The following is a 23,481-nucleotide window of genomic DNA, read 5'->3' on the forward strand; positions in this document are numbered from 1 at the left end:
CCGACGAACGAGCGGCGGCGCACGGTGAAGTCGTAGGGTCCTGGCATCCCGATGCTGATGCCAAGCGAGCGGTGGTGATGATCCGCTCGTGACGGGGGCAAGACAGCCGGTCCCCGGGGAGAGGACGTATAAGCCGTCAAACATCGCGCAGGGAATGCCGGTTGATCGGCTTTACCTGTGGTTCCTGCCGCCTGCATTTTTTAGCAGGCGGGCCATGGGTGAGGCCCTCACCCGGCATTCCCTGCGCCCTCTCGCTCGAGAGGGTCGCGTTCAGCTTGAAAACTCGGACGCCATGCGCCGCGAGATCACGACGGTGTGTCGCTTAACAACGACCACCATGCTGCAGTTCGGCGGCGAACTACTTAGTCGGCGCCGGCTTCTTCATCATCGGCGGCGGCGCCTGCTTGGTCGCGGGGCCGGTTGCCGTGGTCGCCTGGGCCGGCAGATATTTGGCGAGGATCGCGGGGTCGATCTGGGCCATGTTGGTATCTGGAAGACGGGTCCAGGTCTCGTCCTTGCCAAACAGCGAGATGCCGAGATAGCCGTGCAGGATCAGCGTCTGCCCGTCCGGACTGACCCGCATATTGGCCTTCCAGATGTTGCCGTCGCGCGGATTGAGCACGTTGCCGCCTTCGTATTTCAGGCCCTCGCGCTTCATGTCGCGCACGAAGGAGATACCGAGCACCGGCGCATTCTTGCGGTCATCGCTGCACTTCGAACAGACCTCGTTCGGATTGTCGCCGGGGCGCGGAAACGTCTTGGCGATCACGCCCTCGAACACGCCGTCGTGGTCGATGAAGAGGAACCAGCCGACGGGCCTGCCATCCTCGACCTTCTGCCACAGACCGGCCGCGGTCGGCTCAGCCGCGAGCGCAGGCCGCGTCAGCAGAGCACCGGCAACGACGAGCGCGCCGATCGCGAGCTTCGTCACACCAGGCGCCAGCCGAAGTCGGGGAAACGCATTGCGCATCATCATCTCACCTTGACCAAGTCACAAAATGAATGGCCGCACAGTACGGCCGTTTCGTGCATCGTTCCAGCCCATAACAGGTCTGGCGCGCCGGTGAAACCGGCACGCGCAGGAAACATTTCTTCACATTTGAGTTGGTCCGGCGGCGCCGGGTTCCACGCTTCCGAGCAATTAGTTGACGCCGAGCTTCTTCTGCAGGCTCGACGACGACGTCGTGTACTGGAACACCAGCCGCTTCTCCGGATACACGTAGCGGTGCGCCTTCTGCGCCATCAGCGCGCCCTCGTGGAAGCCGCACAGGATCAGCTTGATCTTGCCGGGATAGGTATTGATGTCGCCGATCGCGAAGATGCCGGGCACCGAGGTCTCGAACGCCGAGGTCTCGACCGGAATGAGATTGTGCTCGAGCGCGATGCCCCACTCGGCAACGGGGCCGAGCTTCATCGTCAGGCCGAAGAACGGCAGCATCATCTCGCACGGCACGGTCTCGACCGCATTGTCGTTGCCCTTGATGGTGGCCGCGGAAAGCTGACCGTTCGCACCTTCGAGCGCCGTCACCTGACCGATGCGCAGATCCATCTTGCCGCTCGCCACGAGCGCGCGCATCTGCTCGACGCTGTGCGGCGCCGCGCGGAAATCGTCGCGCCGATGCACCAGCGTGATGCGCTTGGCGAGGGGATGCAGATTGAGGGTCCAGTCGAGCGCGGAATCGCCGCCGCCGACGATGACGACATTCTTGTCGCGGAACTGCTCCATCTTGCGCACGGCATAAAACACCGAGGTGCCTTCGTATGCCTCGACGCCCGGCACCGGCGGACGCTTGGGCTGGAACGAGCCGCCGCCGGCCGCGATCACCACGACCTTGCACTCGAACACCTTGCCGGCATCGGTGGTGACGCGAAAACCGGGATCGCCGATCTTTTCGACCTTCTCGACCATCTCGCCGAGATGGAAGGTCGGACTGAACGGCTTGATCTGCTCCATCAGCTGCTCGGTGAGGCCCTGCCCCGTCACCATCGGCACGCCGGGAATGTCGTAGATCGGCTTCTCCGGATACAGCTCGGCGCATTGGCCACCGACCTTGTCGAGGATGTCGATCAGGTGCGCCTTGATGTCGAGCAGCCCCAATTCAAACACGGCAAACAGTCCGCAGGGGCCCGCGCCAATGATCAGCACATCGGTCTTGATCGCTTCGCTCATGTCGCTCTTCTCGTTGGAGGCGCCGCTCGACGGACGGCGGCAGATGGCGGTTCCGAATTTGTAGCCAACGGGGTGGTCGCAGGGAAGGCACAAAAGCCGCCCCTCGCTTGCGCGCGGCTTGCAGCGGCGGGCTTAGCCGGGTTTGAAGGGGACATGAATGATGGAGATCAATCGGTGACAGAGACGGCCCGCCGCGACCACGCGCCACGCCTGGAGGACTTTCCCTATCGGCTGACGGACAATGTCCGCTTCGGCGACCTCGATCCCAACCAGCACGTCAACAACGCGGTCTATGCGACCTATTTCGAGACCGGCCGGGTGACCTTGATGAAGGACCCGCGCCATGGCCTCGGACAAGAGGGGCTGGCCTGGATCATGGTGCGGCTCGACATGCATTTCCGGGCCGAGCTGCGCTGGCCGGGCATGATCGAGCTGGGACTGGGGGTCGTGAGGCTGGGGCGCACGTCGGTGACCTGCGAGCAGGTCGTGTTCTCGGACGGGCGCTGCGTGGCGTCGGCCACCGCGGTCATGGTTCTGATCGACGAGGCGACGCGCAAGCCGGCGCCGCTGACGCCGAAGCTCATTGCTGCGCTACAGCCCTGGGTCCGCCGCGGCGTGACGATCGCGCTGCCGGCATAGGTCTGGCGGCGATCACCGGGGGCGCGGCGATGAGGACGCGAGGCGAACGGTCAGGCCTGACGCTCGGGGGTGGAGACGACGAGGCCGTCGAGCTCGTCGGAGACCTTGATCTGGCAGGAGAGACGGGAATTCGGCCGGACATCGTAGCCGAAATCGAGCATGTCCTCTTCCATCGGGGTCGGCGGGCCGACCTTCTCGCGCCAGGCTTCGTCGACATAGACATGGCAGGTCGCGCAGGCACAGGCGCCGCCACATTCGGCCTCGATGCCGGGAATGGCGTTGCGGATCGCCGCTTCCATCACGGTCGCGCCGTTCTCGATCTCAACGGTTCTGGATTCGCCGGTATGGTCGACAAAGGTGATCTTGGCCATGTGTGCTCGTGCTGCGCAGGGAATGAGGTCGGGCTGTCCTATAACGGACCGCTCCGCTCCGCGCTAGTGCTGCTGCCGGCCGCTCAGGCCGCGCCGAGCATCTCCGAAATCGCCGCGCGGGCCTGCGCGATCGCCGTGCCCAGCCAGGCCAGCGCATCGGCCGGGTCGCCCGCCCGCAGCGCCGCTTCGAGCCCTTCCGCCGCGTCGGCGACGTCGAGCGCGCCGATGGCCCGGGCCGAGCCCTTCAGCGTGTGGGCGACGGTGGCCGCATCCTCGGGCATCACCTGCAACCGCTCCAGCAGGCGGACAGCCTGGTCCGCAAACATGGCGAGCACCTCGCGCTCGAGCGCGCTGTCGCCGAGGGTCATCCGTCGCAGCAGGTCCAGGCTGATCGGCCCGTCGTCGGGAACCAGCGGGGGCGAGGGCATCCATTCGATCCGTGAAAGGTCGGGAATCATGGCGGCAATCCGGTCCGGCGGGCGCGCCGCGCGCGCCTGTGGTAAGCCAAGCACGACAATGGTTAATGCATTGTTACCGGCCCAATTGCCGCGGGTTTGCCGCGATTTGGGCCCGGCTCTGCCCCAATCGCGGCAGAAACGGGAATTCGCAGAACTTCTAAAGTGTTAACGGCGGGTGCTGTTAACGATGATTAAGAATCTCTTAACCACGGCCATTTCTTTCAACAGGCACTGCCAATAGGATGATGCCCGGATGGAGTGGGTCACCTGGCGGAATTTGCCACCCCTGGTGCCTGCGAGGGATGACGTCCGGTTCGAGCGTTGCGAGAGGGCACTCGTACGCGGCTCGCCGGATCGAAATTAAGACGAGGGCTCGGACTCAACATGGCGAACACTCCGAAAAAGGTCAAAGACCCGACTGAAGTTGCGCTGTCCGCCATTCAGGAGGCTTTGAACATCAGCGATTCGTCCGCGCCCACGGACTCGCAGAGCTCGGTCCACACCGAGGGGGCCCCGCCCGTCATGCCGAACGGCGTGTCCAGTCTGGATTCGTTCGACTCGCGTCCGGGCATCGACCGCAGCAGCCTTGACGAGATCGAGCCGCCGCCGCTCGCCGCGCGCCGCCCGGCCAATGACGACCGCGAGACCATCGGCCAGTTGCTGCAGGCGATCCAGAAGGGCCGCCCGTCACGCGGCGTCTACACGCTGGCAACCGCCTTTGCAGGCATCTGGATCGTCGGCTGCGTCCTGCTGACCATCGGTTTCCTGCCCGCTTTGCAGGCCCTGATCGGCCAGAGCGGCGGCGTGCTGGTGCTCGCCGGTCTCGCCGCGGTGTTCTTCGCACCGGTTCTGCTGTTCTACTTCCTGGCCAGTCTCGCCTGGCGCGGCCAGGAGCTGCGCATGATCGCGCAGTCGATGGCGCAGGTCGCGATCCGCTTCTCCGAGCCGGAAGGCGCCGTCAGCGATTCCATCGTGACCGTCGGCCAGGCCATCCGCCGCGAGGTCGCGGCGATGGGCGACGGAGTCGAGCGCGCGATCGCGCGCGCAGGCGAGCTCGAGATGCTGGTCGCCAACGAGGTTGCAGCCCTTGAGCGCGCCTACAGCGACAACGAGGTCCGCATCCGCGCCCTGCTCCAGGACATCGCCCATCAGCGCGACAACCTCGTCGGCCAGGCCGAGCAGGTCCGCAGCGCCATCTCCGGCGTGCAGATCGACCTTCGCCACGACATCGCGCTGATCTCGGACGCGATCGCCTCGCGCGTCGACGAGGTCGCCAAGAGCATCACCGGCGCGCTGGAAGAGCGCGGCGCCCACATCACGGCCGCGCTCGGCAACGCCGGCGACAACATGATCCTCGCGCTCGGCGAGCGCGGCGGCGATCTGCTCGACCGGCTCGAAGAGGCCAGCGCCGAGACCACCCGCGCCGTGCTCGACGCCTCGGAGCGGCTCACCACCAGCCTCAATTTCAAGACCGGCCACGTCCACGACGAGTTCGCCGACCTGTCGGACCGAGTCCACGAGATGCTGAACGAGCGCATCGACCGCATCACCAGCGAGTTCGAGCAGCGCACGGCCGCCATCGTCGACGGCATCTCGGTGCGAACCGAGCAGGTTCACGACCAGCTCAAGGCGTCCGGCGAGTCCCTCCTGCTGGAGCTCGAGCTGCGCAGCGGCGATCTCGTGACCAAGATCGACGAGGCGAGCCAGCGCATGTCCGGCCACATCGTCACGTCAGGCGAGAAGGCGAGCGAGTCGCTCGATGCGACCGTCAATTCGCTGGTCGCCAAGGTCGTCAGCCAGACCGAGAGCACCCACGACACGCTGTCGATCCAGATCAGTGCCTTCGACGAGCTGGTGAAGAACCAGGGCACCGAGCTCGCCGAGCGCTTCGCACGCGACAGCTCGACGCTGGGCGCGCTGATCACCCGGCACATCACCGAGTTCGACCGCACGGTGAAGACCTATGGCGGCGAGATCGTCGAGCGCATGGGCCAGCGGACCCAGGAAATCTCCGACAATCTCAAGTCCTATGTCGATACGTTCGATACGCGGCTGTCGTCCAACAGCGGTGAGATCACGGCGACGCTGGATCAGCGGCTGAACCAGTTCGAGACCAATCTGCAGGCCCGCATCACCACCCTCGACACCTCGCTCGATGCGAAGATCAAGACCTTCGACGACAGCGTCGAGGGCCGCCTCAAGTCGCTCGAGGAGAACTTCGACAACCGCGCGACCTCGGTCACTTCGACGATCGAAGGCCGCCTCGGCACTCTGTCCAACTCGCTGACCGACGGCGCTGCCCAGGTGCTGCACGCGATCGACTCGCGGCTGACCGTGCTGACCTCCTCGCTGACCGATGGCTCGGCCCAGGCGATCCAGTCGATCGATTCCCGCCTCAACATTCTGACCTCCTCGCTGACCGACGGCACCGACAAGGCGCTCGAAGCGATCGATCAGCGCATCCACAGCCTGTCGAACATCATCGACGGCCGCAGCTACGAGCTGACCGAAGCCGTCACCGCGCGCTTCCAGGACATCCATCAGGGCATCGAGACCCGCGTCGGCTCGATCGCCAAGGACATCGACCAGCGCGTCTCGCAGTTCGAAGACCTGCTCGGCTCGCGCGTCGAGGCCGTGGCCGGCCGCATCGAGAGCAGCGGCCGCCAGGCGAGCGACGAGCTGATGACCCGCGCCGAGCTGCTGTCCGCCAGCATCAAGTCGCACGTGGAAGACGCGGAGCGGGCGCTGACCAATCTCGTGGTCAACACCAGCGAGACCATCCAGACCGGGGCCCGCTCGGCACAGCAGGCGCTGCTCAACGTCTCGACCGACGTCGGCTCGCAGTTGAAGAACACGTCCGCCGAGGTCGAGCGCGCCCTGTCGAACGCGGGCAGCGGCGCGGCCGAGGCCGTCCTGACCAGTGCGCGCGAGGCCCAGGCCACGCTGGTCGCGGCCTCCGGCGAGACCGCCGACCAGATCAAGTCGCTGTCGGCCGACGTCGAGCGCACGCTCACGGCGGCAGGCTCGACCACCGCAGCCTCGATCCTCGCCGGTGCGCGCGAGGCCCAGAACACGCTGGTGTCCGCCTCCTCCGATGCCGCCACCCACGTCAAGTCGCTCGCCGTCGACGTCGAGCAGGCGCTGACGGCCGCCGGCTCGGCCACGGCAGCCTCGATCCTCGCCGGTGCGCGCGAGGTTCAGAACACGCTGGTGTCCGCCTCCTCCAACGCGGCCGAGCACGTGAAGTCGCTCGCAGCCGATGTGCAGCGCTCGCTGACCAGTGCCGGGACGGGAACCGCCGAAGCCATCACGGCGAGCGCTCGTGATGCCCAGCATGCCCTGCTCGCGGCATCGAGCGAAGCGGCCGAACAGGTCAAGGCGCTGACCGTCGACGTCCAGCGCTCGCTGTCGATCGCAGGAACCACGACCGCGGAAGCGATCACCGGCGGCGCTCGGGAAGCGCAGACCACGCTGATCAGCGCCTCGTCCGAAGCGGCCAATCACGTCAAGTCGCTGGCGGCCGACGTCGAGCGCACGCTCGCCGCGGTCGGAACCAGCACGGCCGCAGCGATCGTCGACAGCGCCCGCGACGTCCAGTCGAAGCTCGTCACCGCCTCGATGGAAGCAACCGAGCACGTCAAGTCGCTGGCCGTCGACGTCGAGCGGACGCTGTCGTCCGTCGGCGCCGATACCGCGACCTCGATCCTCAACAGCGCGCGCCAGGCGCAGATGTCGCTGACCGCCACCTCGGCCGACACCGCGGCAACCCTGGTCGGCAGCGCACGCGAAGCCCAGGCGGTGCTGACGACGACCACGACCGAGACGGTCGCGGTGATCGTCGGCGGCGCGCGCGAGGCACAGAACCTGCTGACGGCCACCTCCACCGACACCGCGGGCCAGCTCAAGGCGATGTCGTCGGAGATCGAGCGCGTCATCAATTCCGTCGCGGCGAACACCACCGATGCGATACAGAGCAGCGCGCTCAATGCGCAGAGCGCGCTCGTCGCCGCCTCCAACGAGGTCTCCACGCGGGTCAAATCGACCTCGACCGAGATCGAGCGCTCGGTGCTTGCCGCCGGCAACTCGTTCGGCTCGGCCATGACCGGCAAGACCGACGAGATCGTCACCTATGTGCAGCAGCAGAGCGAACGACTGTCGCAGATGCTCGACGGCAAGCGCGGCACGCTGGTCGAGACGCTGAACTCGAAGACCAACCAGCTCACGATCGAGATCGATCGCGTCACCACCGATGCGCTGAAGGCGATCGAGGTCCGCGGCCAGAACTTCGCCCAGAGCGTCAATGGCAACGGCTCCGAGGTCGCCCGCACCATCACCTCAGCGGGCGAGCTCGCGACCACCGCGATCACCAAGTCGCTCAAGGAGCTGGAGCAGGCCTCGCGCGCGGCGATCGAGCAATCGCGCCAGGTCTCGGTGGCTGCGGTCACCGAGATGCAGGAGACGAGCAAGATCCTGCGCACCGACACGGTCGCCCTGTTTGAACGTCTGCGCGAGGGCAACATCCTGCTGCAGGAGGTCCTGACCGGCGCCCACGACAACCTCAACTCGCTGGAGCGGGCGCTGGTCACCCGGGTGGCCGACTTCGTCACCGCGATGAACGACGTCACCGCACGCAACGGCACCGCGACGCAGACGCTCGAGGACCAGCTCAACGTGTTCAACTCCAAGACGTCGCGGGCGCTGGAGGATCTCAACTCGCTGTCCGGCCAGTTCGACGCGCATGGCAAGGCGCTGATCGAGGCGGCGGCCATTGTCGAGCAGAGCAACCGCGATGCGACCGTCTCGATCTCGGATCGCAAGACGACGCTGGAATCGCTGGTCACCACCATCGATCTGCGCACCGCCGATCTCGACCAGCGTCTGACGCGCTTCACCACCCTGCTCGACGAGTCCTTGGCGGCCGCCGAGGAGCGCGCCCGCGACATCGCCCGGGTCGTGGCGGAAACGGCGGGTGCCGGCTCCACCGCGCTCAGCCGGCAGTTCGAGGCCATCCGCGCCAACGCCGAGGAGGAACGCCGCCTCACCACGTCGCAGATGCAGGAGATCTACCAGCAGAGCACGCAGGAAGCCGATGCGATGTTCAAGCAGTCGGCGGAGAAGTTCGCCACGCTGGTGTCGAGCATGAAGCAGATGACCGCCGAGATGCATCGCGAGCTCGAAGCGACGCGCAACGAGCTGCGCCGCGGCGTGCTGGAGATGCCGCAGGAGGCCGCCGAGAGCACGGCGCAGATGCGCAAGGTCATCGTCGACCAGATCGAGGCGCTGGCCGAGCTCAACCGGATCGTCGCGCATCACGGCCGCGGTCTCGACGTGGTCAGCGCGTCGCGTCCCGCCGCGGTCGCCGCGCCCGCAGCCGTGATCCGTCAGGAAGAGCCGATCGTCGCCGCAGCCGTCGGCGGCCGGCCGGACATGCGCCTGCGCGAGCCGGCTGCGACCAGCGTCGCCAACCTGCCGCCGCCGGATCTCGGCATGCAGCCGCCGGCCCCGCCGCCGCAGCCACGCCGGGTCGAGGCGCCGCCGATGGGTCCGGTCGCCGATCAGCGCAGCGACAACTGGCTGTCCGACCTGCTCAACCGGGCCGACAACAGCACCGCCGGCCAGACTGCGCCGCGCGGCCGCGGACCGGCCCAGCAGCAGCCGGGCAATCCGCTGGAGTCGCTGTCGCTCGACATTGCACGGCTGATGGACCGCAATCTCGCGGCCGAGATGTGGGACCGTTACCAGCGCGGCGAGACCAAGGCGTTCTCCAAGCGTCTCTACACCCCGGCCGGCCAGAAGGCGTTCGACGAGGTCGCCCGCAAGTACCGCGCCGACCGCACCTTCAAGCAGACGGTGGACCGCTACATCACCGAGTTCGAACGGCTGCTCGACGAGGTCGCCCGCGACGACCGCAACCCGCAGGCGCTGCGCGCCCAGCTCACCTCGGAGACCGGGCTGGTCTACACCCTGCTCGCCCACGCCGCCGGCCGGCTGGCGTGATGGGAGCGAATGGGCGAGTAGCGAGTAGCGAGTAGCGAGTAGCGAGTAGCGAGTAGCGAAGGGTTCAGTAGAACCAGCGCTGCGACAAGAAGAACAAGCGGAGGCCACGAGGCCTTCGCTTCGCGTTTGGAGATGCAATGAAGGCGCTTTCGGCTTTGGCCGTTCGGGCCCCGCATCGCCGGCACCACGGTGTGCGACGTGCTCCGTAGCCAGCCAGCAGCGGTGGATAGCGACAGCGATGGAGCGCAGTCCGAGCGCAGTCCGCTGCCGCGCGCCCCTATTCGCTACTCCCTATTCGCAACTCGCTCGCGTCACCGCCGTCCCGTCGCCGCCGGCGGTGCGGGCGCGGGCTGCGAGGCCTGGGCGTTGCTCGGGCTGGCGTTGCTGGCCCCGAACAGGACCCGGGTCGGATTGCGATCGAAATTGTTCACGGCGCGGCTGATGTCGGACAGCGTGCGCCGTCCATCGGCCATCAGCGCGCCGGAGCGCTTGTCCAGATCCTCGGCGAGCTCGCGGATCGATTTCACCGTCAGGAACAGCTCGCCGCCATCCTTGCCGCCGGCCAGCGTGTTGAGACCGAGCATCAGGGTATCGGCCTTGCCCATGATGCCGTCGACACGGCTCATGACGCCATCGATGCGCTCGGAATTGCGGGCCAGCGACTGGGTGAAGACCTCGAGGTTCTTGATCGAGTTCTTCACGGCGTCCTGGTTGTCGGCGACCACCTTGTTGATGTTCTGCAGGGTGGCGCGGATCGCTTCGGTCACGTCCTGCAGCCGGGTCGGATCGGCACGCAGCACCGGCACGCCATCCTCGTCGAGCGGCGGCGGCGGCGCAGCCTCCTCGCCGCCCTTGAGCGAGATCGCGGCGACGCCGGTCAGTCCCTGGAACTCGAGCCCGACCAGGGTGTCCTTGCGGATCGGCGCGTTGTTCTCGACCATCGCCAGCGCCACGACGCGGCGCGGATTGTCGAGCTTGACCGAGATGACCTCACCGACCCGGATACCATTGAAGTTGACGCTGCCGCCGTTGCGCAGACCCGCGGCCGGCCCCTCGAACACGACCCGCAGCGGGCTGCGCTGCTTGGTCGTGTGCAGGCTCTGAAACCAGAGGACAAACCCGACCGCCGCGGCAATCACTGCCAGCGTGAACGATCCGATCAGGACGTAATTCGCCCGCGTTTCCATTACCAACTCCGGTACCGGCACGTCGCAGCGGAGATCCCAGCCGCCGCTCCCATGCGCTCTCGGTTGGCGCCGGACTGCGGCACCCACCCCATCAGCTATGTCGCAGGAGTCCCCACTCCCGCTCACAAAAATAATCGCCCCGAGGGGCGCTACGCACTAACCCATCACGGCCCGTGCACGCTTGCCGTGGAAATACTGCCGGAGCCACGGATGTTCCGAGGCCTGCATGTCGGCCATCGATCCCGCAGCGATAATCTTGCCGTTGCCCAGCACGGCGATGCGGTCGCACGCCGTATACAGGCTGTCGAGATCATGGGTTACCATGAAAACGGTCAGTCCCAAAGTGCGCTGCAGGGTACGGACAAGCTCGTCGAAATCGCCGGCGCCGATCGGGTCGAGCCCCGAGGTCGGCTCATCGAGGAACACCAGCTCCGGATCGAGCGCGAGCGCGCGGGCCAGCGCGACGCGCTTGATCATGCCCCCCGACAGCTCGCTCGGGAAACGATCAGCAACATCGGGCCGCAATCCGACCATCACCAGCTTGGCGACCATGATCTCGTCGAGCAGACGCTGCGAGACCTTGAGATATTCCCGGACCGGGAACTGGATGTTCTGCCGCACCGTGAGCGAGGAGAACAAGGCGCCCTGCTGGAACAGCACGCCCCAGCGCCGCTCGACGGCGCGGCGGCCGGCACGATCGGCGGCGTCGAGATCGACGCCGAACACCTCGATGTTGCCCGACAGCTTGGGCACCAGGCCGATGATGGTGCGCGTCAGCACCGACTTGCCCGCACCGGAGGGACCGACGAAGCCCAGGATCTCGCCGCGCTTGACGTCGAGGTCGAGCCCGTCGAGCACGCGCGTCTTGCCGAACTGCACGGTGACGTCACGCACGCGGATGATCGGATCGGACATCTCCTGCGTCATGTCACATCCCGACCGCGGCGAAGAAGATCGCGAACACGCCGTCCATCACGATGACGAAGAAGATACCCTTCACCACCGATGAGGTGGTGTGGCGCCCCAGCGACTCGGCGCTGCCCTGCACGGCCAGTCCTTCGACGCAGGCGACGATCCCGATCACCGCCGCCATCACCGGCGCCTTGAGCAGCCCGACCGTGAAATGATCGATCGAGATCGCATCGCGCAGGCGCAGCAGGAAGGCCTCGGGATCGACGCCGCCATAGAACCACGCCACCAGCCCGCCGCCATAGAGCGCGGCGATGTCGCCGAGGAAGGCCAGGATCGGCAGCGCGATCACCAGTGCGAGCATGCGCGGCAGGATCAGGACCTCGATCGGATCGAACCCCATGGTGCGCAGCGCATCGATCTCCTCGCGCATCTTCATCGAGCCGAGCTCGGCCGTGTAGGCGCTGCCCGAGCGTCCGGCGATCATGATCGCCACAAGCAGCACGCCGATCTCGCGCAGCACCAGCACGCCGAGCATGTCGACCACGAAGATGTCGGCGCCGAACCTGCGGAAATGGAAGATGCCCTGCTGGGCGATGATGCAGCCGATCAGGAAGGTGATCAGCACGATGATCGGCACCGCGCGCCAGCACACCTGCTCGAGATGATGGATGGTCGAGGTCAGCCGGAAGCTGCGGGGATGGACGAGCACCCGGCCGCTGGCGACGATCACGGCGCCGAGCATGTCGATCAGCGCGGCGACCGTGCCGAAGATGCCGGCGACACTGAGGCCGATCTGGCCGAGCATGCCGGTGATGGTCACCATCGTCGCGTCGCCATTGGGCGCGGTGCTGACGCGGCGAACCTCGTCGACCAGGCTGGCGTAGTTCGCAGAGAGCCCATCGATCCGGACCTCGACGGTTCCGGTCGTGAAGCTGCGGCGCAGCCGCTCGATCAGCCAGGCGCCGAACGTGTCGAGCTTGGACACCTGGGAGACGTCGATCGAGACATCGATCTTCTTGCCGGCGAGCTTTTCGGCATCGGCGACAAGCCGTTCGAGCGACGGCGCAAAGGGCGCAGTCCAAGCGCCGGTCGCGCGCAGCGACAGCGCGTTGCCATCGCCACTGCGCTGCAAATCAGGGCCGCCCTTCACGACGGCCATCCTCGGAGCCTCGGACGTCCGCTCCTTGACGAGAAAAATCCCACCGCGTCGCTACCACCTTGCCGGAGACCACTATCAACAGCCATAGTCGGTCAGATCGCGCAAGCCCCAAGCGCCTCATTCCGGTTCACAAATCGCCAGACTTTCAAATGACTTCCAACGGTTTTCCAATACTGGACGCCCGGATCGGCCACTGGCCGATCGCCGGCAGCTTCACGATCAGCCGCGGCGCCAAGACCGAAGCGGTCACGGTGATCGCGGAAGTGCGACACGGCACGATCGTCGGCCGCGGCGAATGCGTGCCCTATGCGCGCTATGGCGAGACCCCCGAGGCATCGTTGAGCGCGCTGCTCGCGATGCGCGATGCGATCGCCTCTGGTCTCGACCGCAACGCCCTGCAGACGGCGATGCCACCGGGGGCGGCGCGCAATGCGCTCGACTGCGCGCTGCTCGACCTTGAAGCCAAGCGGAGCGGCCGGCGCATCTGGGACCTGCTCGGACGCCGCGCGCCGGGGCCATGCGTGACCGCCTACACGATTTCGCTCGGGACCCCCGACGTGATGACCAAAGCTGCGGCCAAGGCCGCGCACCGCCCGCTGCTCAAGATCAAGCTCGGCGGCGACGGCGATCCGGCGCGGATTGCAGCCGTGCGCGAGGCAGCTCCGCAGTCACAACTGATCGTCGATGCCAACGAGGCCTGGACCGAGGCGAATTTGGAGTCCAATCTCGCGGCCTGCGCCGCCGCCGGCGTCACGCTGGTCGAGCAGCCGCTTCCCGCAGGAAACGACGAAGCGCTCGCCAACATTGCGCGCCCGCTCGCGGTGTGCGCCGACGAGAGCGTGCACGACCGCAACTCGCTCGAAGCGCTGCGCGGACGCTACGACGCCGTCAACATCAAGCTCGACAAGGCCGGAGGGCTCACCGAGGCGCTTGCCATGGCCGATGCCGCGCGCGCGCTCGGCTTCGACATCATGGTCGGCTGCATGGTGGCGACATCGCTCTCGATGGCACCGGCCATGCTGCTGACGCCGCTCGCCCGTTTCGTCGATCTGGACGGACCGCTGCTGCTCGCCGAGGATTGCGAGCACGGCCTGCACTACGAGGACAGCCTGGTCTATCCGCCCGATCAGGCGTTGTGGGGCTGAAGCGACAGGCTTCGGTGCGCGATCCACATCAGGGCGCCACCCGCTCCGGCCATCGCGGCCATCACGTAGTAGACACCGGGTCCATAGGCCGCATAGACCGGCCCCGAGAGGGCCGATGCCGCCGAGCCGACCACACCGCTCGCAGCCGCATAATAGCCCTGCCCGCGCGCCGTCAATTGCGCCGGCACATGGCGGACCAGCAGCCCCATGGTTCCGACCAGGGTCAGTCCGAAGGTGAAGCCGTGACTGATCTGGACCGCGGCGAGCCCGGCCGCATGCGGCTCCTGAGCCGTGAGGCTCCAGCGCAGCACGGCAGCCACTGCACCGATCATGACCAAGCTGGCGGGCGCCAACGTGAAGCGTGGTGACAGGGCGAACACGACGATCTCGGCCAGCACGCCCATGGTCCAGAGCCAAGCGATGGTCAGCCCGCTGAAGCCCTGCGCCTTCCACGCGATGGCGGAGAACGTGTAGTAGGCCGCATGGCTGGCCTGGATCAGCGCCGAAGCCGCGATGATGATGAGGAAGCTCGGATGGCCCAGCAGACTGCGCCCGTCCCGGGCCAGGCCGGCGCCATGCGGCAGGGGCGGCAGCGCCTGCAGCAGCAGGCTGCTTGCCGCACCGCACAGCGCGACCAAGAGGATGATCCAGATCAGCTCGGACGACGGCGCGAGGTCGGCCACCCCGCCGCACAGCAGCGTTCCGGCGATGAATGCGGCCGATCCCCACAGCCGCAGGCGACCGTAGTTCAGGCCATAGCTCATCACGCCACGGAGCGCATAAGCGTCCGTCAGCGGGACAACGGGTGTCCATAGACAGCAGGTTGCCACGTAGACCAGGAATACCAGCCAGGGTTCGCGCTGGAAGGCGAGAACCACAAAGCCCGATGCCGTTGCGAAGGTGGTCAGCCGCATCGCGGCGCGCAGGGCCTGCCGGCGCTCGGCAACCGCGGTGATCAGCGGCAGGACGGTGAAGCGGGTCACGGCGGGAACCGCGATGATCACGCCGATCCACGAGGCGTCCAGCCCGATCGCCCGTAGCCACACGGGGAAAAACGGCAGATGCGTCCCCGACAGCATGAACACCGCGCCATAGAACAGCCCCAACCTGTCCGCGAATCGGCGCGACAATACCGGCGATGTGGTGGAGATTTGTCGGGACAGTGGCATCAATTCAATTGCGATTCGATCAATATCATGGTGATCGTTATGCCAACGCGCAGCAATGTGCGCGATAGGTTTGCCATGGTCGATGAAGTCTTCGCCCTCTCGCCGATATCCGCCCGCGCGGCTCAGCCGAACGAGGCCGATTACGAGGCGATCCGCGACGCCTTCATGGAGACGTCCCGAGGCCGCTGGTTCCTCGGCGAATACGCCAAACGCAACCGCAATGCCGACACCAGCATGGTGCTCGACGCCGTGGCCCGCATCGAGCATGCGCTGGCCTCGCAGCGTCAGCAGCAGCAGGAGTTCGAGCAGGCCGACAGCAAGGCGCTGCCCGAAGCGCTGGCCGCGATCCGCGCCTCGGTCGAAGACGCTGCACTCGCCGCAGCCTCTGCGGTCGACAGCATGGCCCTTGAGCAGAACCTGGCGCCGGTGCGCAAGGGCATCCGAATCATCAAGGAAATTTCCTGGCGCTGGCGCGAGATCGGCGCCGATTCCCGGATCTGCGACCTGATCGATTCACAGGTCACATCGATCGAGGCCGCGTGCGACCAGCTTGCGAGTGCCGACCCCAAGGTCGCACTGCTTGCGGCCTTCGAGATCATCAAGACGCAGCTGAAGGAGCTCGACGCGGCGGAAGCAAGCGTTCCGGCCGCGGCTGACGAGATCAAGCCGGCGACCGAGTCCGCCACCCCGCCAGTACCTGATGTCGCATCGGGTCCGGCTGCGGAGGCGACGGTCTCGGCTGAGCCGCAGGTGGCTTCGGGGCCGTTGCCCGTGCCGGAACAGACGGAGGCGGCCCAAGCCGGGCCCGAAATGACCATTCCGCTCGTTGCAGCGGTGGCCGCGATCGAATCGGTCGAGACATCCTCCGGCGCTGACACCGCGATCATGGCGGCCGCAGCGGTTGAAGCCAGGATGGTTGACACCGACGCTGCGGCGGTGGTGCAGCCCCCCGAAATTGCGACCGAGCCATCGGTGGACGAAGCCCTTCTCGAAATCGAGCAGCACGCCGCGGCAGCCCTGGATGACGCCGTCGCCGCAGAAGCCCACGACGACGCCATCCTGGAATTGGTCGCGGCGGAGATGGGTGCCCCCGATCCGATCGACGATGAGGAGTTCAGCCGGGCCAGGACGCTCGGCTTCGACATTGAGGAGCCAACGTCGGTCGACGACGACATCGTCGCGAGCTTCAGCGAGCCAGCGCCGTCGGAGCCGGATCTCGCGCTGACCACGGCAGAAGCCCCGGTTACCACGGCGGCGCCGGCTCCCGCTGCGCCGACGATATCTGTCCCGCCAATGTATGCCCCACCGATGCCGGCCCCGCCCGCGGCGGCCCCGCGCATGGCCTCGCCTCCAGCCCCGGCGCCAGTCCCCAGCGTGCCCGTATCGGCACCGCTTCCGGAGGCGATCACCATCGAGACCCTGGCCGCCGTGGCGGCTGCGGTCGCAGCTCAATCTCCCGCAGCGCCGCAGGCCGACGTTGCGCCGAGCCAGCAGGTCCGCCCGACCGCCGCCGCGGCTCACAGCACCAGTGCATCCGCGATGCCCAGGCCTGCCTACGAGCCGTCGCTGGGATCGACGCTCCTGTCGAACGGCCTTCTGCAGCGGCCACAGGCGCCCGCCAATGACTTGCTGGCGCCGATCCGTCGCATGACCCAGCCTGAGAAGATCGCATTCTTCTCGTAGGGCGAGAGCGTCTCGGCCACCTCCTATCGAACCTCGATCACTGAGCACCGATAGGTGACGCGGATCACGTACGCTGCTGCGTGATCTGCGTAGCCTGATCCTCAAGCCATTCGCTTGGCGCATGCTCGAGGAGAACGCCGTGTCCGTTCCGAAATTTCGCGCTGTAACATCCGCCTGGAAATCCCTGCTCATGTCCGCGCTGCTGGGCCTGATGGCCTGGATCGGCCCGAACTCGGCGTTCGCTGCCGGCAGTGAGATCGACGACCTTCACACGCCACCGCGCGCGCTGGCAGCTCCCTCACCTGCAAAGGAGAGCAACACCCCCGCAGCGATCCCTCAAGAAGCCGAGCCACGCGTCGCACTCGTGATCGGCAATGCGAGCTATCAGAACGCGCCACCGCTGGAGAACCCGGACAACGACGCCCATGCTGTTGCCAAGCTGTTGAACTCGGCCGGCTTCGAGGTGATCACGGCGACCGACCTGACGCAGAACGAGATGCTCAAGGTCGTCCAGGATTTTTCGAGCCGGGTGGCAGCAAACGGCCCGAACACAGTGGCAATGGTCTACTACGCCGGCCACGGGGTTCAGCTCGCGGGCGAGAACTATCTGATCCCGATCGATGCCCGTATCTCAGCGCCCTCCGACCTGACGACGGGGACGATCCGTCTGGTGGACCTGATGGCAACGCTCGACGCCATCCCGAGCCGCATGCGGATCGTCGTGCTGGACGCCTGCCGCAACAATCCCTTCCCTGCCATCAACGATGCCGGACGCGGACTTGCCATCGTCGACGCACCGAACGGCTCCATCCTCGGATATTCGACCTCGCCTGGCGAGGAGGCGCTCGACGGGCGTGGCGAGCACAGCCCGTACGCGCAGGCGTTCCTGAACCTGGCGCGGCAGCCGAACCTGCCGATCGAGCAATTGTTCAAGCGCATTCGCCTGCAGGTGAACCAGAGCACCGATGGTCGACAGACGCCGTGGGAGAGCTCTTCGTTGACCAGTGATTTCACCTTCTTCGGCGAATCCCTGGTTGCCGCAGCGCGCGCGCCGGAGAACGCGCCCGTGGTGCAGATGGCCGCCGACCTGCCGAGCCGTTCCGTGCGGCAGGCCTATGACTACGTGCTGTCGGAGAACCGTCCGCAATATTATCGCGAGTTCATCGCGATGTACCCGCGCGATCCGCTCGCCGACCGCATCCGCGCACTGCTCGCCGGCCTCGTGCAGGCTGCGGCGTGGCACCAGGCCGTGCTGGCGAATTCGCCGGCCGCCTATCAGAGCTTCCGAGAATCCTATGCCGACAGCCCATATGCGCCGATCGCGCTGCGGCTGCAGGGACAGCCTCGGCCCATCCCCCTGCTGCAACCAAGCCGTCTCATCATGCCACCGCAACTGGCACCGATCGCTCGGCCGTTCAATCCCGGCGCCCAGATCCAGAGCCATCCAGGCCCGCAACCGAAGCTGCCGGCCACCAGCGTGCCGCCGCGCGGACCGATGCCGCCAACGGTGATCACGAAAGGCAATGCCATCAACAACGCGGGTCCCAACAAGGTCGTCGATCCCAGGCCAATCGCTCAGACCAGGTTGCGCGACAGGATCATGCGGCCGGCAAATCCGCCTGTCGCCGCGAAGATCCAGCGCGATCCACTGAAGCGCAGTCCTGGGCGGCCATTCGACACCCGCGAGGTCCGGCGTCCCTTCCCCGGCAATTCCGGTCCGTTCAAGCCGAACATCAACGCGTCGCGTCCGTCGATGGCGCGTGGCCAAGGAGGGATGCAGGGCGGCCCGACGCGGGGCACGCCGCACGTCGCGCAGTCCGGACTGCGGATCGGCGGTGGGGGATCTGCAAAAGGCGGCCTCAGCTTTCACTGAGGCTAGATCGTCACGCAATCAGCCTGGCGTAGAGCTCAGCATCGACATTGCCGCCGGACAAAACGATCACCACCGTCTTGCCCGCCACATCCAGCCGGCCGGCCAGCAATGCCGCAAGCCCGACTGAACCACCGGGCTCGACGACGAGCTTCAGCTCCCGGAAGGCAAAGCCGACCGCGCGCCCCACCTCCTCATCCGAGGCCTCGACCGCAGCCGATAGCAGTTGGCTGTTGATCGCGAAGGTGATCTCGCCCGGAATCGCCGCCATCAGCGCGTCGCAGATGGTGCGTCCCTTCGCATCATGGGCCTCGCGGCGGCCGGCCCGCAGCGAGCGCGCATGGTCGTCAAAGCCCTTGGGCTCAGCCACGACCATCCGGGTGCTCGGAAAATGCGCCTTCACCGCGGTCGAGACGCCGGCAAGCAGACCACCGCCCGAAGCCGGGACGATCACCAGATCCGGCGACAGGCCGAGCGCCGCAAGGTCCTCGGCGATTTCACGACCGACGGTGCCCTGCCCTGCGATGACGTGGGGATCGTCATAGGGCGGCACCACCGTCGAGCCGCGCTTTGCTGCGATGTCGCGCGCGATCGCTTCGCGGTCCTCGCGATCGCGATCATAGAGCACGACCTCGGCACCGAACGCCTTGGTGCGCTCGCGCTTGGCCGCCGGCGCATCCGAGGGCATCACGATCGTGGCGTCCATGCCCAGCAATGTGGCGGCATGGGCGACGCCCTGCGCATGATTGCCGGAGGAGAATGCGACGACGCCGTTGCCGCGCGCTGCCTGCGGGATCGACGCCAGTTTGTTGTAGGCGCCGCGGAACTTGAACGAGCCGGTCCGCTGCAGCACCTCCGGCTTCACGAAGACGTTCGCCTTGAACTGCTCGCTCAGCACGGGAGCCGGCAGCAGCGGAGTCCGCACGGCCACGGGCGCGAGGACGCGTGCCGCCTCATCGATGTCGGCGGCGGTCACGGGCAGGATCGGGGAATGAGCTGTCATGCCCCTATTTTACCGCGCCCGATTGCCGAGAGGCAAGGGAGCCGGTGTCAGGCGGCGCGAGCGGCCAGTTGGGGAACCGGCGCGCGCTGCCGCAGCGGATCGGTCCAGGTGAGGATCTCGAAGCGGCCGTCCTCGTGCTCGACCAGCGCCGTGCAGCTCTCGACCCAGTCGCCGCAATTCATGTAGCGAATGTCGTCCTGATCGCGGATGACAGCGCAATGGATGTGGCCGCAGATCACGCCGTCAGCGCCATGCCTTCGCGCCTCGGAGGCCAGCGCCGTCTCGAACGCGCCGATGTAGTTCACCGCGTTCTTGACCTTCTGCTTGGCCCATTGCGACAGCGACCAATAGGGAACGCCGAACATGCGACGGAAGAAGTTGACCAGACGGTTCATCTGGATCGCGAAGTCATAGGCCTTGTCGCCGAGATGGGCGAGCCAGCGCGCGTTCTGCACGACCAGATCAAAGATATCGCCGTGGATCACCAGATAGCGTTTGCCGTCAGCGCCGGTGTGGACGATGTTCTCGACGACATCGATGCCGCCGAAATGCGTGCCGTAATAACCGCGCAGGAACTCGTCGTGATTGCCGGGGACATAGACGATCTTGGCGCCCTTGCGCGCCTTGCGCAGCATCTTCTGCACCAGGTCGTTATGCGACTGCGGCCAATGCCAGCTCGATTTGAGCGCCCAGCCGTCGATGATGTCGCCGACCAGATAGATCGTATCTGCATCATGGTGGCGCAGGAAATCGACGAGGAGATTGGCCTGCGAGCCGCGGGCTCCGAGATGAACGTCCGAGATGAACAACGTCCGAAAGCGCCGAGCCGGGCTTTCTTCACCAGCAGTCTCAAGTCCCATGCGCGCCCACCTAACAGTCCCTGATGACACCGCGATGACGAAACGCCGCACCAGCAGAACCCATCCTGCCGGACCGCGACCGGACACCGCTCGTTCGACGACTCGCGACGTCCTTCGTCACTGCCCCGCGATACCAGCGGGGTGCGACAATCAGGCGACAGGCGGGCGGCGCGAACAGGGAAAATCAGCCTCCTATCTCGGCACGGTGACGACGCGCAGATTGTTGGTGGTGCCGGCTCGCGCGAACGGGATGCCGGCGACGACGACGAGCAGGTCGCCGGCTTCAGCGAACTCCTCCTGCACAGCGAAGAAGGTCGCGCGCTCGACCATCTCCTCGTAGCTCTGCACGTCCTGCGACAGCACGCTGTGCGCGCCCCACAGCAGGCACATGCGCCGCGAGGTGTCCTCGTTCGGCGTGATCGCCAGAATCGGCAGGCTCGGCCGCTTGCGCGCAACGCGCGAGGCCGAGGTTCCGCTCGACGTATAGGCCACGATCGCCCTGGCGTGGATCGCCGAGGCGAGATCGGCCGCCGCGGTTGCCACCGCATGCGGCGGCGTCTGCTCCTCGCCCGGCTGCGTCGCCTCGACGATCGAGCGATACATCTTGTGGCCTTCGGTGGCCTTGATGATGCTGTCCATCATCGCCACCGCCTCGCGCGGGTATTGGCCGCTGGCAGACTCCGCCGACAGCATCACCGCGTCGGCGCCGTCATAGATCGCGGTGGCGACGTCCGAGACCTCGGCGCGCGTCGGCGTCGGCGTCGCCACCATCGAATCCAGCATCTGCGTCGCGACGATCACCGGCTTCACCGCGAGCCGGCAGGCGCGCACCAGCTCCTTCTGCTTGCCCGGCACGTCCTCGTTGGGAATCTCGACGCCGAGATCGCCGCGCGCGACCATGATCGCGTCCGACAACTGGATGATGTCGTCGATCCGCTCCAGCGCCGCCGGCTTCTCGATCTTGGACATGATGCCGGCGCGGCCGTTGATGAGGCCCCTCGCCTCAAGCACGTCCGACGGCTTCTGCACGAACGACAGCGCCACCCAGTCGACGCCGAGCTCGAGCCCGAAGGCGAGATCGGAGCGGTCCTTGGCCGTCAGCGGCGACAGCTCCAGAATGGTGCCCGGCAGATTGACGCCCTTGTGATTGGAAATCGCGCCGCTGACGATCACCTTGGCCTCGATCCAGTCGTCGCCGAGGCCGGTGACGCGAACGCGGACGCGGCCGTCATCGATCAGAAGATCGTGACCGGGCGAGACCGCCGCAAAGATTTCCGGATGCGGCAACGGAATCGATGTCTTGTCGCCCTCGGTGCCGTTGAGGACAAATCGAATCGTCTCGCCGACTTCGACCTGGATCTTCTTGTCGCGCAGAGTGCCGACGCGAATCTTAGGACCCTGCAGATCCATCAAGATGCCGATCGGTCGCTGCACTTCCTTCTCGAGCGCGCGGATCGCGGCATGGACCTTGGCGTGATCGGCCTGGGTGCCGTGGCTGAAGTTGAGACGAAAGGTGTCCACACCGGCGAGGAACAGCGCTTTCAGCATCTCCGGAGAATTGCTCGCGGGACCGACAGTCGCAACGATCTTGGCTCGACGGTGACGACGCATGATGGGTCCTTTCTCCTTAAGCCGTGTCTCGCGTCTCTATGACACGCATGTGATTGGCATGCGCGGACGCAGCGGAAGCGCTGATATACGCCCCGCAGCGTCCATTGCAAGCGCGACACGGAACACGCCAAAATTGTGCAAGAGAACAGCACGCCTCAGACGTTGGAGCCGTGGATCGCGTCGATGACGGCGTCGGTCACCTCCCTGGTCGTCGCCTTGCCGCCCACATCGGGCGTGAGGATGCCGGCCGCACATACTTTCTCGACCGCCGCCATCAGCCGCGCGGCCGCGTCCCGCTCACCGAGATGCTCGAGCATCTGCGCGCCGGTCCAGAATGTTGCGACCGGATTGGCGATGCCCTTGCCGGTGATGTCGAACGCCGAGCCGTGGATCGGCTCGAACATCGAGGGGAAGCGGCGCTCCGGATCGATGTTGCCGGTCGGCGCCACGCCGAGGCTGCCGGCCAGCGCGCCGGCGAGATCGGACAGGATGTCGGCATGCAAATTGGTCGCTACGATGGTGTCGAGGCTCTTCGGCTGCAAGGTCATGCGCACGGTCATCGCGTCGACCAGCATCTTGTCCCAGGTCACGTCGGGGAATTCGCGCGCCACTTCGGCGGCGATCTCGTCCCACATCACCATGCCGTGGCGCTGCGCATTCGACTTGGTGACGACGGTGAGCAACTTGCGCGGCCGCGACTGCGCGAGCTTGAACGCGTAGCGCATGATGCGGGTGACGCCGACGCGGGTGAAGACCGCGACCTCGGTGCCGACCTCCTCCGGCAGGCCGCGATGCGCACGCCCGCCCATGCCGGCATATTCGCCCTCGGAATTCTCGCGCACGATCACCCAGTCGAGATCGCCGACGCCGACATTGCGCAAGGGCGAGGCCACGCCAGGCAGGATCTTGGTCGGCCGCACATTGGCGTACTGATCAAATCCCTGGCAGATCGGCAGCCGCAGGCCCCACAACGTGATGTGGTCGGGCACGTCGGGAGCGCCGACCGCGCCGAAATAGATCGCGTCGAACTTCTTCAACTCGGCGAGGCCGTCGGCCGGCATCATCACGCCGTGCTTCTTGTAGTAGTCCGAGCCCCAGTCGAAGGTCTTGACGTTGAAGCTGATGTCGCCTGAGCGCTTGGCCAGCGCCTCAAGCACACGGACACCTTCGGAGATGACCTCGGGGCCGATGCCGTCGGCGGGAATCGCGGCGATGGAATGGGTGCGCATGAAAGGGCTCCGTGTGAT

17 protein-coding genes are annotated in these 23,481 nt (G+C 66.4%); 5 read left to right on the forward strand and 12 right to left on the reverse strand.

Annotation, left to right across the window (positions count from 1 at the left end):
- Positions 1-358: 358 nt before the first annotated feature.
- Positions 359-970: a DUF2147 domain-containing protein gene (locus QX126_RS17755; protein ID WP_315738816.1), complete on the reverse strand. Its 612-nt coding sequence runs from the start codon at positions 968-970 to the stop codon at positions 359-361.
- A gap of 171 nt (positions 971-1,141) precedes the next feature.
- Positions 1,142-2,170, reverse strand: coding sequence for an NAD(P)/FAD-dependent oxidoreductase (locus QX126_RS17760; RefSeq protein WP_315782617.1), 1,029 nt, complete (start codon positions 2,168-2,170; stop codon positions 1,142-1,144).
- Positions 2,171-2,344: 174 nt separating this feature from the next.
- Between QX126_RS17760 and QX126_RS17765 the strand changes: the two genes are divergently transcribed.
- Positions 2,345-2,809, forward strand: a complete 465-nt coding sequence (locus tag QX126_RS17765) for a thioesterase family protein (RefSeq protein WP_315738818.1) — start codon at positions 2,345-2,347, stop codon at positions 2,807-2,809.
- Between the two features lie 50 nt (positions 2,810-2,859).
- Here QX126_RS17765 and QX126_RS17770 read toward each other — a convergent pair whose 3' ends face one another.
- Complete coding sequence (locus tag QX126_RS17770) at positions 2,860-3,180, reverse strand: 2Fe-2S iron-sulfur cluster-binding protein (protein WP_315707114.1); 321 nt, start codon at positions 3,178-3,180, stop codon at positions 2,860-2,862.
- 83 nt (positions 3,181-3,263) lie between these two features.
- The gene (locus QX126_RS17775; RefSeq protein WP_315782619.1) at positions 3,264-3,638 is read right to left on the reverse strand and encodes an Hpt domain-containing protein; all 375 of its coding nucleotides are present in this window, start codon (positions 3,636-3,638) and stop codon (positions 3,264-3,266) included.
- Positions 3,639-4,022: 384 nt separating this feature from the next.
- Here QX126_RS17775 and QX126_RS17780 point away from each other — a divergent pair, with 384 nt between their 5' ends.
- On the forward strand, positions 4,023-9,635 hold the full coding sequence (locus tag QX126_RS17780; RefSeq protein ID WP_315782621.1) for a methyl-accepting chemotaxis protein: 5,613 nt from the start codon (positions 4,023-4,025) through the stop codon (positions 9,633-9,635).
- A gap of 311 nt (positions 9,636-9,946) precedes the next feature.
- On the opposite strand, the gene QX126_RS17785 is transcribed toward QX126_RS17780, so the two are convergent.
- The 3 genes from QX126_RS17785 to QX126_RS17795 all read right to left on the reverse strand — a co-directional run bounded on the left by QX126_RS17785 (position 9,947) and on the right by QX126_RS17795 (position 12,884).
- Positions 9,947-10,822: an MlaD family protein gene (locus QX126_RS17785; RefSeq protein ID WP_315738821.1), complete on the reverse strand. Its 876-nt coding sequence runs from the start codon at positions 10,820-10,822 to the stop codon at positions 9,947-9,949.
- Positions 10,823-10,978: 156 nt separating this feature from the next.
- Positions 10,979-11,749: an ABC transporter ATP-binding protein gene (locus QX126_RS17790; RefSeq protein WP_315738822.1), complete on the reverse strand. Its 771-nt coding sequence runs from the start codon at positions 11,747-11,749 to the stop codon at positions 10,979-10,981.
- A gap of 1 nt (position 11,750) precedes the next feature.
- Entirely contained in the window at positions 11,751-12,884 is a 1,134-nt protein-coding gene (locus tag QX126_RS17795; RefSeq protein WP_315739128.1) for an ABC transporter permease, read from the reverse strand.
- 158 nt (positions 12,885-13,042) lie between these two features.
- Here QX126_RS17795 and dgcA point away from each other — a divergent pair, with 158 nt between their 5' ends.
- On the forward strand, positions 13,043-14,038 hold the full coding sequence (gene dgcA / locus QX126_RS17800; protein ID WP_315738823.1) for an N-acetyl-D-Glu racemase DgcA: 996 nt from the start codon (positions 13,043-13,045) through the stop codon (positions 14,036-14,038).
- On the opposite strand, the gene QX126_RS17805 is transcribed toward dgcA, so the two are convergent.
- Complete coding sequence (locus QX126_RS17805) at positions 14,020-15,207, reverse strand: MFS transporter (RefSeq protein ID WP_315782623.1); 1,188 nt, start codon at positions 15,205-15,207, stop codon at positions 14,020-14,022. The two genes, dgcA and QX126_RS17805, sit on opposite strands and share 19 nt — an antisense overlap.
- Before the next feature lie 75 nt (positions 15,208-15,282).
- Here QX126_RS17805 and QX126_RS17810 point away from each other — a divergent pair, with 75 nt between their 5' ends.
- Positions 15,283-16,890, forward strand: a complete 1,608-nt coding sequence (locus QX126_RS17810; protein WP_315782625.1) for a hypothetical protein — start codon at positions 15,283-15,285, stop codon at positions 16,888-16,890.
- Positions 16,891-17,029: 139 nt separating this feature from the next.
- Entirely contained in the window at positions 17,030-18,763 is a 1,734-nt protein-coding gene (locus QX126_RS17815) for a caspase family protein (RefSeq protein WP_409999107.1), read from the forward strand.
- A 10-nt stretch (positions 18,764-18,773) separates the two neighbouring features.
- Here QX126_RS17815 and QX126_RS17820 read toward each other — a convergent pair whose 3' ends face one another.
- The 4 genes from QX126_RS17820 to QX126_RS17835 all read right to left on the reverse strand — a co-directional run bounded on the left by QX126_RS17820 (position 18,774) and on the right by QX126_RS17835 (position 23,463).
- Positions 18,774-19,763: a threonine/serine dehydratase gene (locus QX126_RS17820; protein ID WP_315782629.1), complete on the reverse strand. Its 990-nt coding sequence runs from the start codon at positions 19,761-19,763 to the stop codon at positions 18,774-18,776.
- A gap of 47 nt (positions 19,764-19,810) precedes the next feature.
- The gene (locus tag QX126_RS17825) at positions 19,811-20,623 is read right to left on the reverse strand and encodes a UDP-2,3-diacylglucosamine diphosphatase (RefSeq protein WP_315738828.1); all 813 of its coding nucleotides are present in this window, start codon (positions 20,621-20,623) and stop codon (positions 19,811-19,813) included.
- A gap of 192 nt (positions 20,624-20,815) precedes the next feature.
- Positions 20,816-22,234, reverse strand: coding sequence for a pyruvate kinase (gene pyk, locus QX126_RS17830; protein WP_315738829.1), 1,419 nt, complete (start codon positions 22,232-22,234; stop codon positions 20,816-20,818).
- A 155-nt stretch (positions 22,235-22,389) separates the two neighbouring features.
- Entirely contained in the window at positions 22,390-23,463 is a 1,074-nt protein-coding gene (locus QX126_RS17835; protein WP_315782631.1) for a tartrate dehydrogenase, read from the reverse strand.
- Between the last annotated feature and the right edge of the window lie 18 nt (positions 23,464-23,481).

The organism is Bradyrhizobium sp. SZCCHNPS1003 (genome assembly GCF_032381555.1).
In the GTDB taxonomy this organism is placed as follows: Bacteria; Pseudomonadota; Alphaproteobacteria; order Rhizobiales; family Xanthobacteraceae; genus Bradyrhizobium.

What these genes read in the sequence shown, in the direction of transcription:
- QX126_RS17825 (WP_315738828.1), bottom strand. Translation starts at nt 20,623, where the DNA reads ATGGGACTTGAGACTGCTGGTGAAGAAAGCCCGGCTCGGCGCTTTCGG.
- QX126_RS17790 (WP_315738822.1), bottom strand. Translation starts at nt 11,749, where the DNA reads ATGACGCAGGAGATGTCCGATCCGATCATCCGCGTGCGTGACGTCACC.
- QX126_RS17770 (WP_315707114.1), bottom strand. Translation starts at nt 3,180, where the DNA reads ATGGCCAAGATCACCTTTGTCGACCATACCGGCGAATCCAGAACCGTT.
- pyk (WP_315738829.1), bottom strand. Translation starts at nt 22,234, where the DNA reads ATGCGTCGTCACCGTCGAGCCAAGATCGTTGCGACTGTCGGTCCCGCG.
- QX126_RS17820 (WP_315782629.1), bottom strand. Translation starts at nt 19,763, where the DNA reads ATGACAGCTCATTCCCCGATCCTGCCCGTGACCGCCGCCGACATCGAT.
- QX126_RS17780 (WP_315782621.1), top strand. Translation starts at nt 4,023, where the DNA reads ATGGCGAACACTCCGAAAAAGGTCAAAGACCCGACTGAAGTTGCGCTG.
- QX126_RS17810 (WP_315782625.1), top strand. Translation starts at nt 15,283, where the DNA reads ATGGTCGATGAAGTCTTCGCCCTCTCGCCGATATCCGCCCGCGCGGCT.
- dgcA (WP_315738823.1), top strand. Translation starts at nt 13,043, where the DNA reads ATGACTTCCAACGGTTTTCCAATACTGGACGCCCGGATCGGCCACTGG.
- QX126_RS17760 (WP_315782617.1), bottom strand. Translation starts at nt 2,170, where the DNA reads ATGAGCGAAGCGATCAAGACCGATGTGCTGATCATTGGCGCGGGCCCC.
- QX126_RS17785 (WP_315738821.1), bottom strand. Translation starts at nt 10,822, where the DNA reads ATGGAAACGCGGGCGAATTACGTCCTGATCGGATCGTTCACGCTGGCA.
- QX126_RS17755 (WP_315738816.1), bottom strand. Translation starts at nt 970, where the DNA reads ATGCGCAATGCGTTTCCCCGACTTCGGCTGGCGCCTGGTGTGACGAAG.
- QX126_RS17805 (WP_315782623.1), bottom strand. Translation starts at nt 15,207, where the DNA reads ATGCCACTGTCCCGACAAATCTCCACCACATCGCCGGTATTGTCGCGC.
- QX126_RS17775 (WP_315782619.1), bottom strand. Translation starts at nt 3,638, where the DNA reads ATGATTCCCGACCTTTCACGGATCGAATGGATGCCCTCGCCCCCGCTG.
- QX126_RS17835 (WP_315782631.1), bottom strand. Translation starts at nt 23,463, where the DNA reads ATGCGCACCCATTCCATCGCCGCGATTCCCGCCGACGGCATCGGCCCC.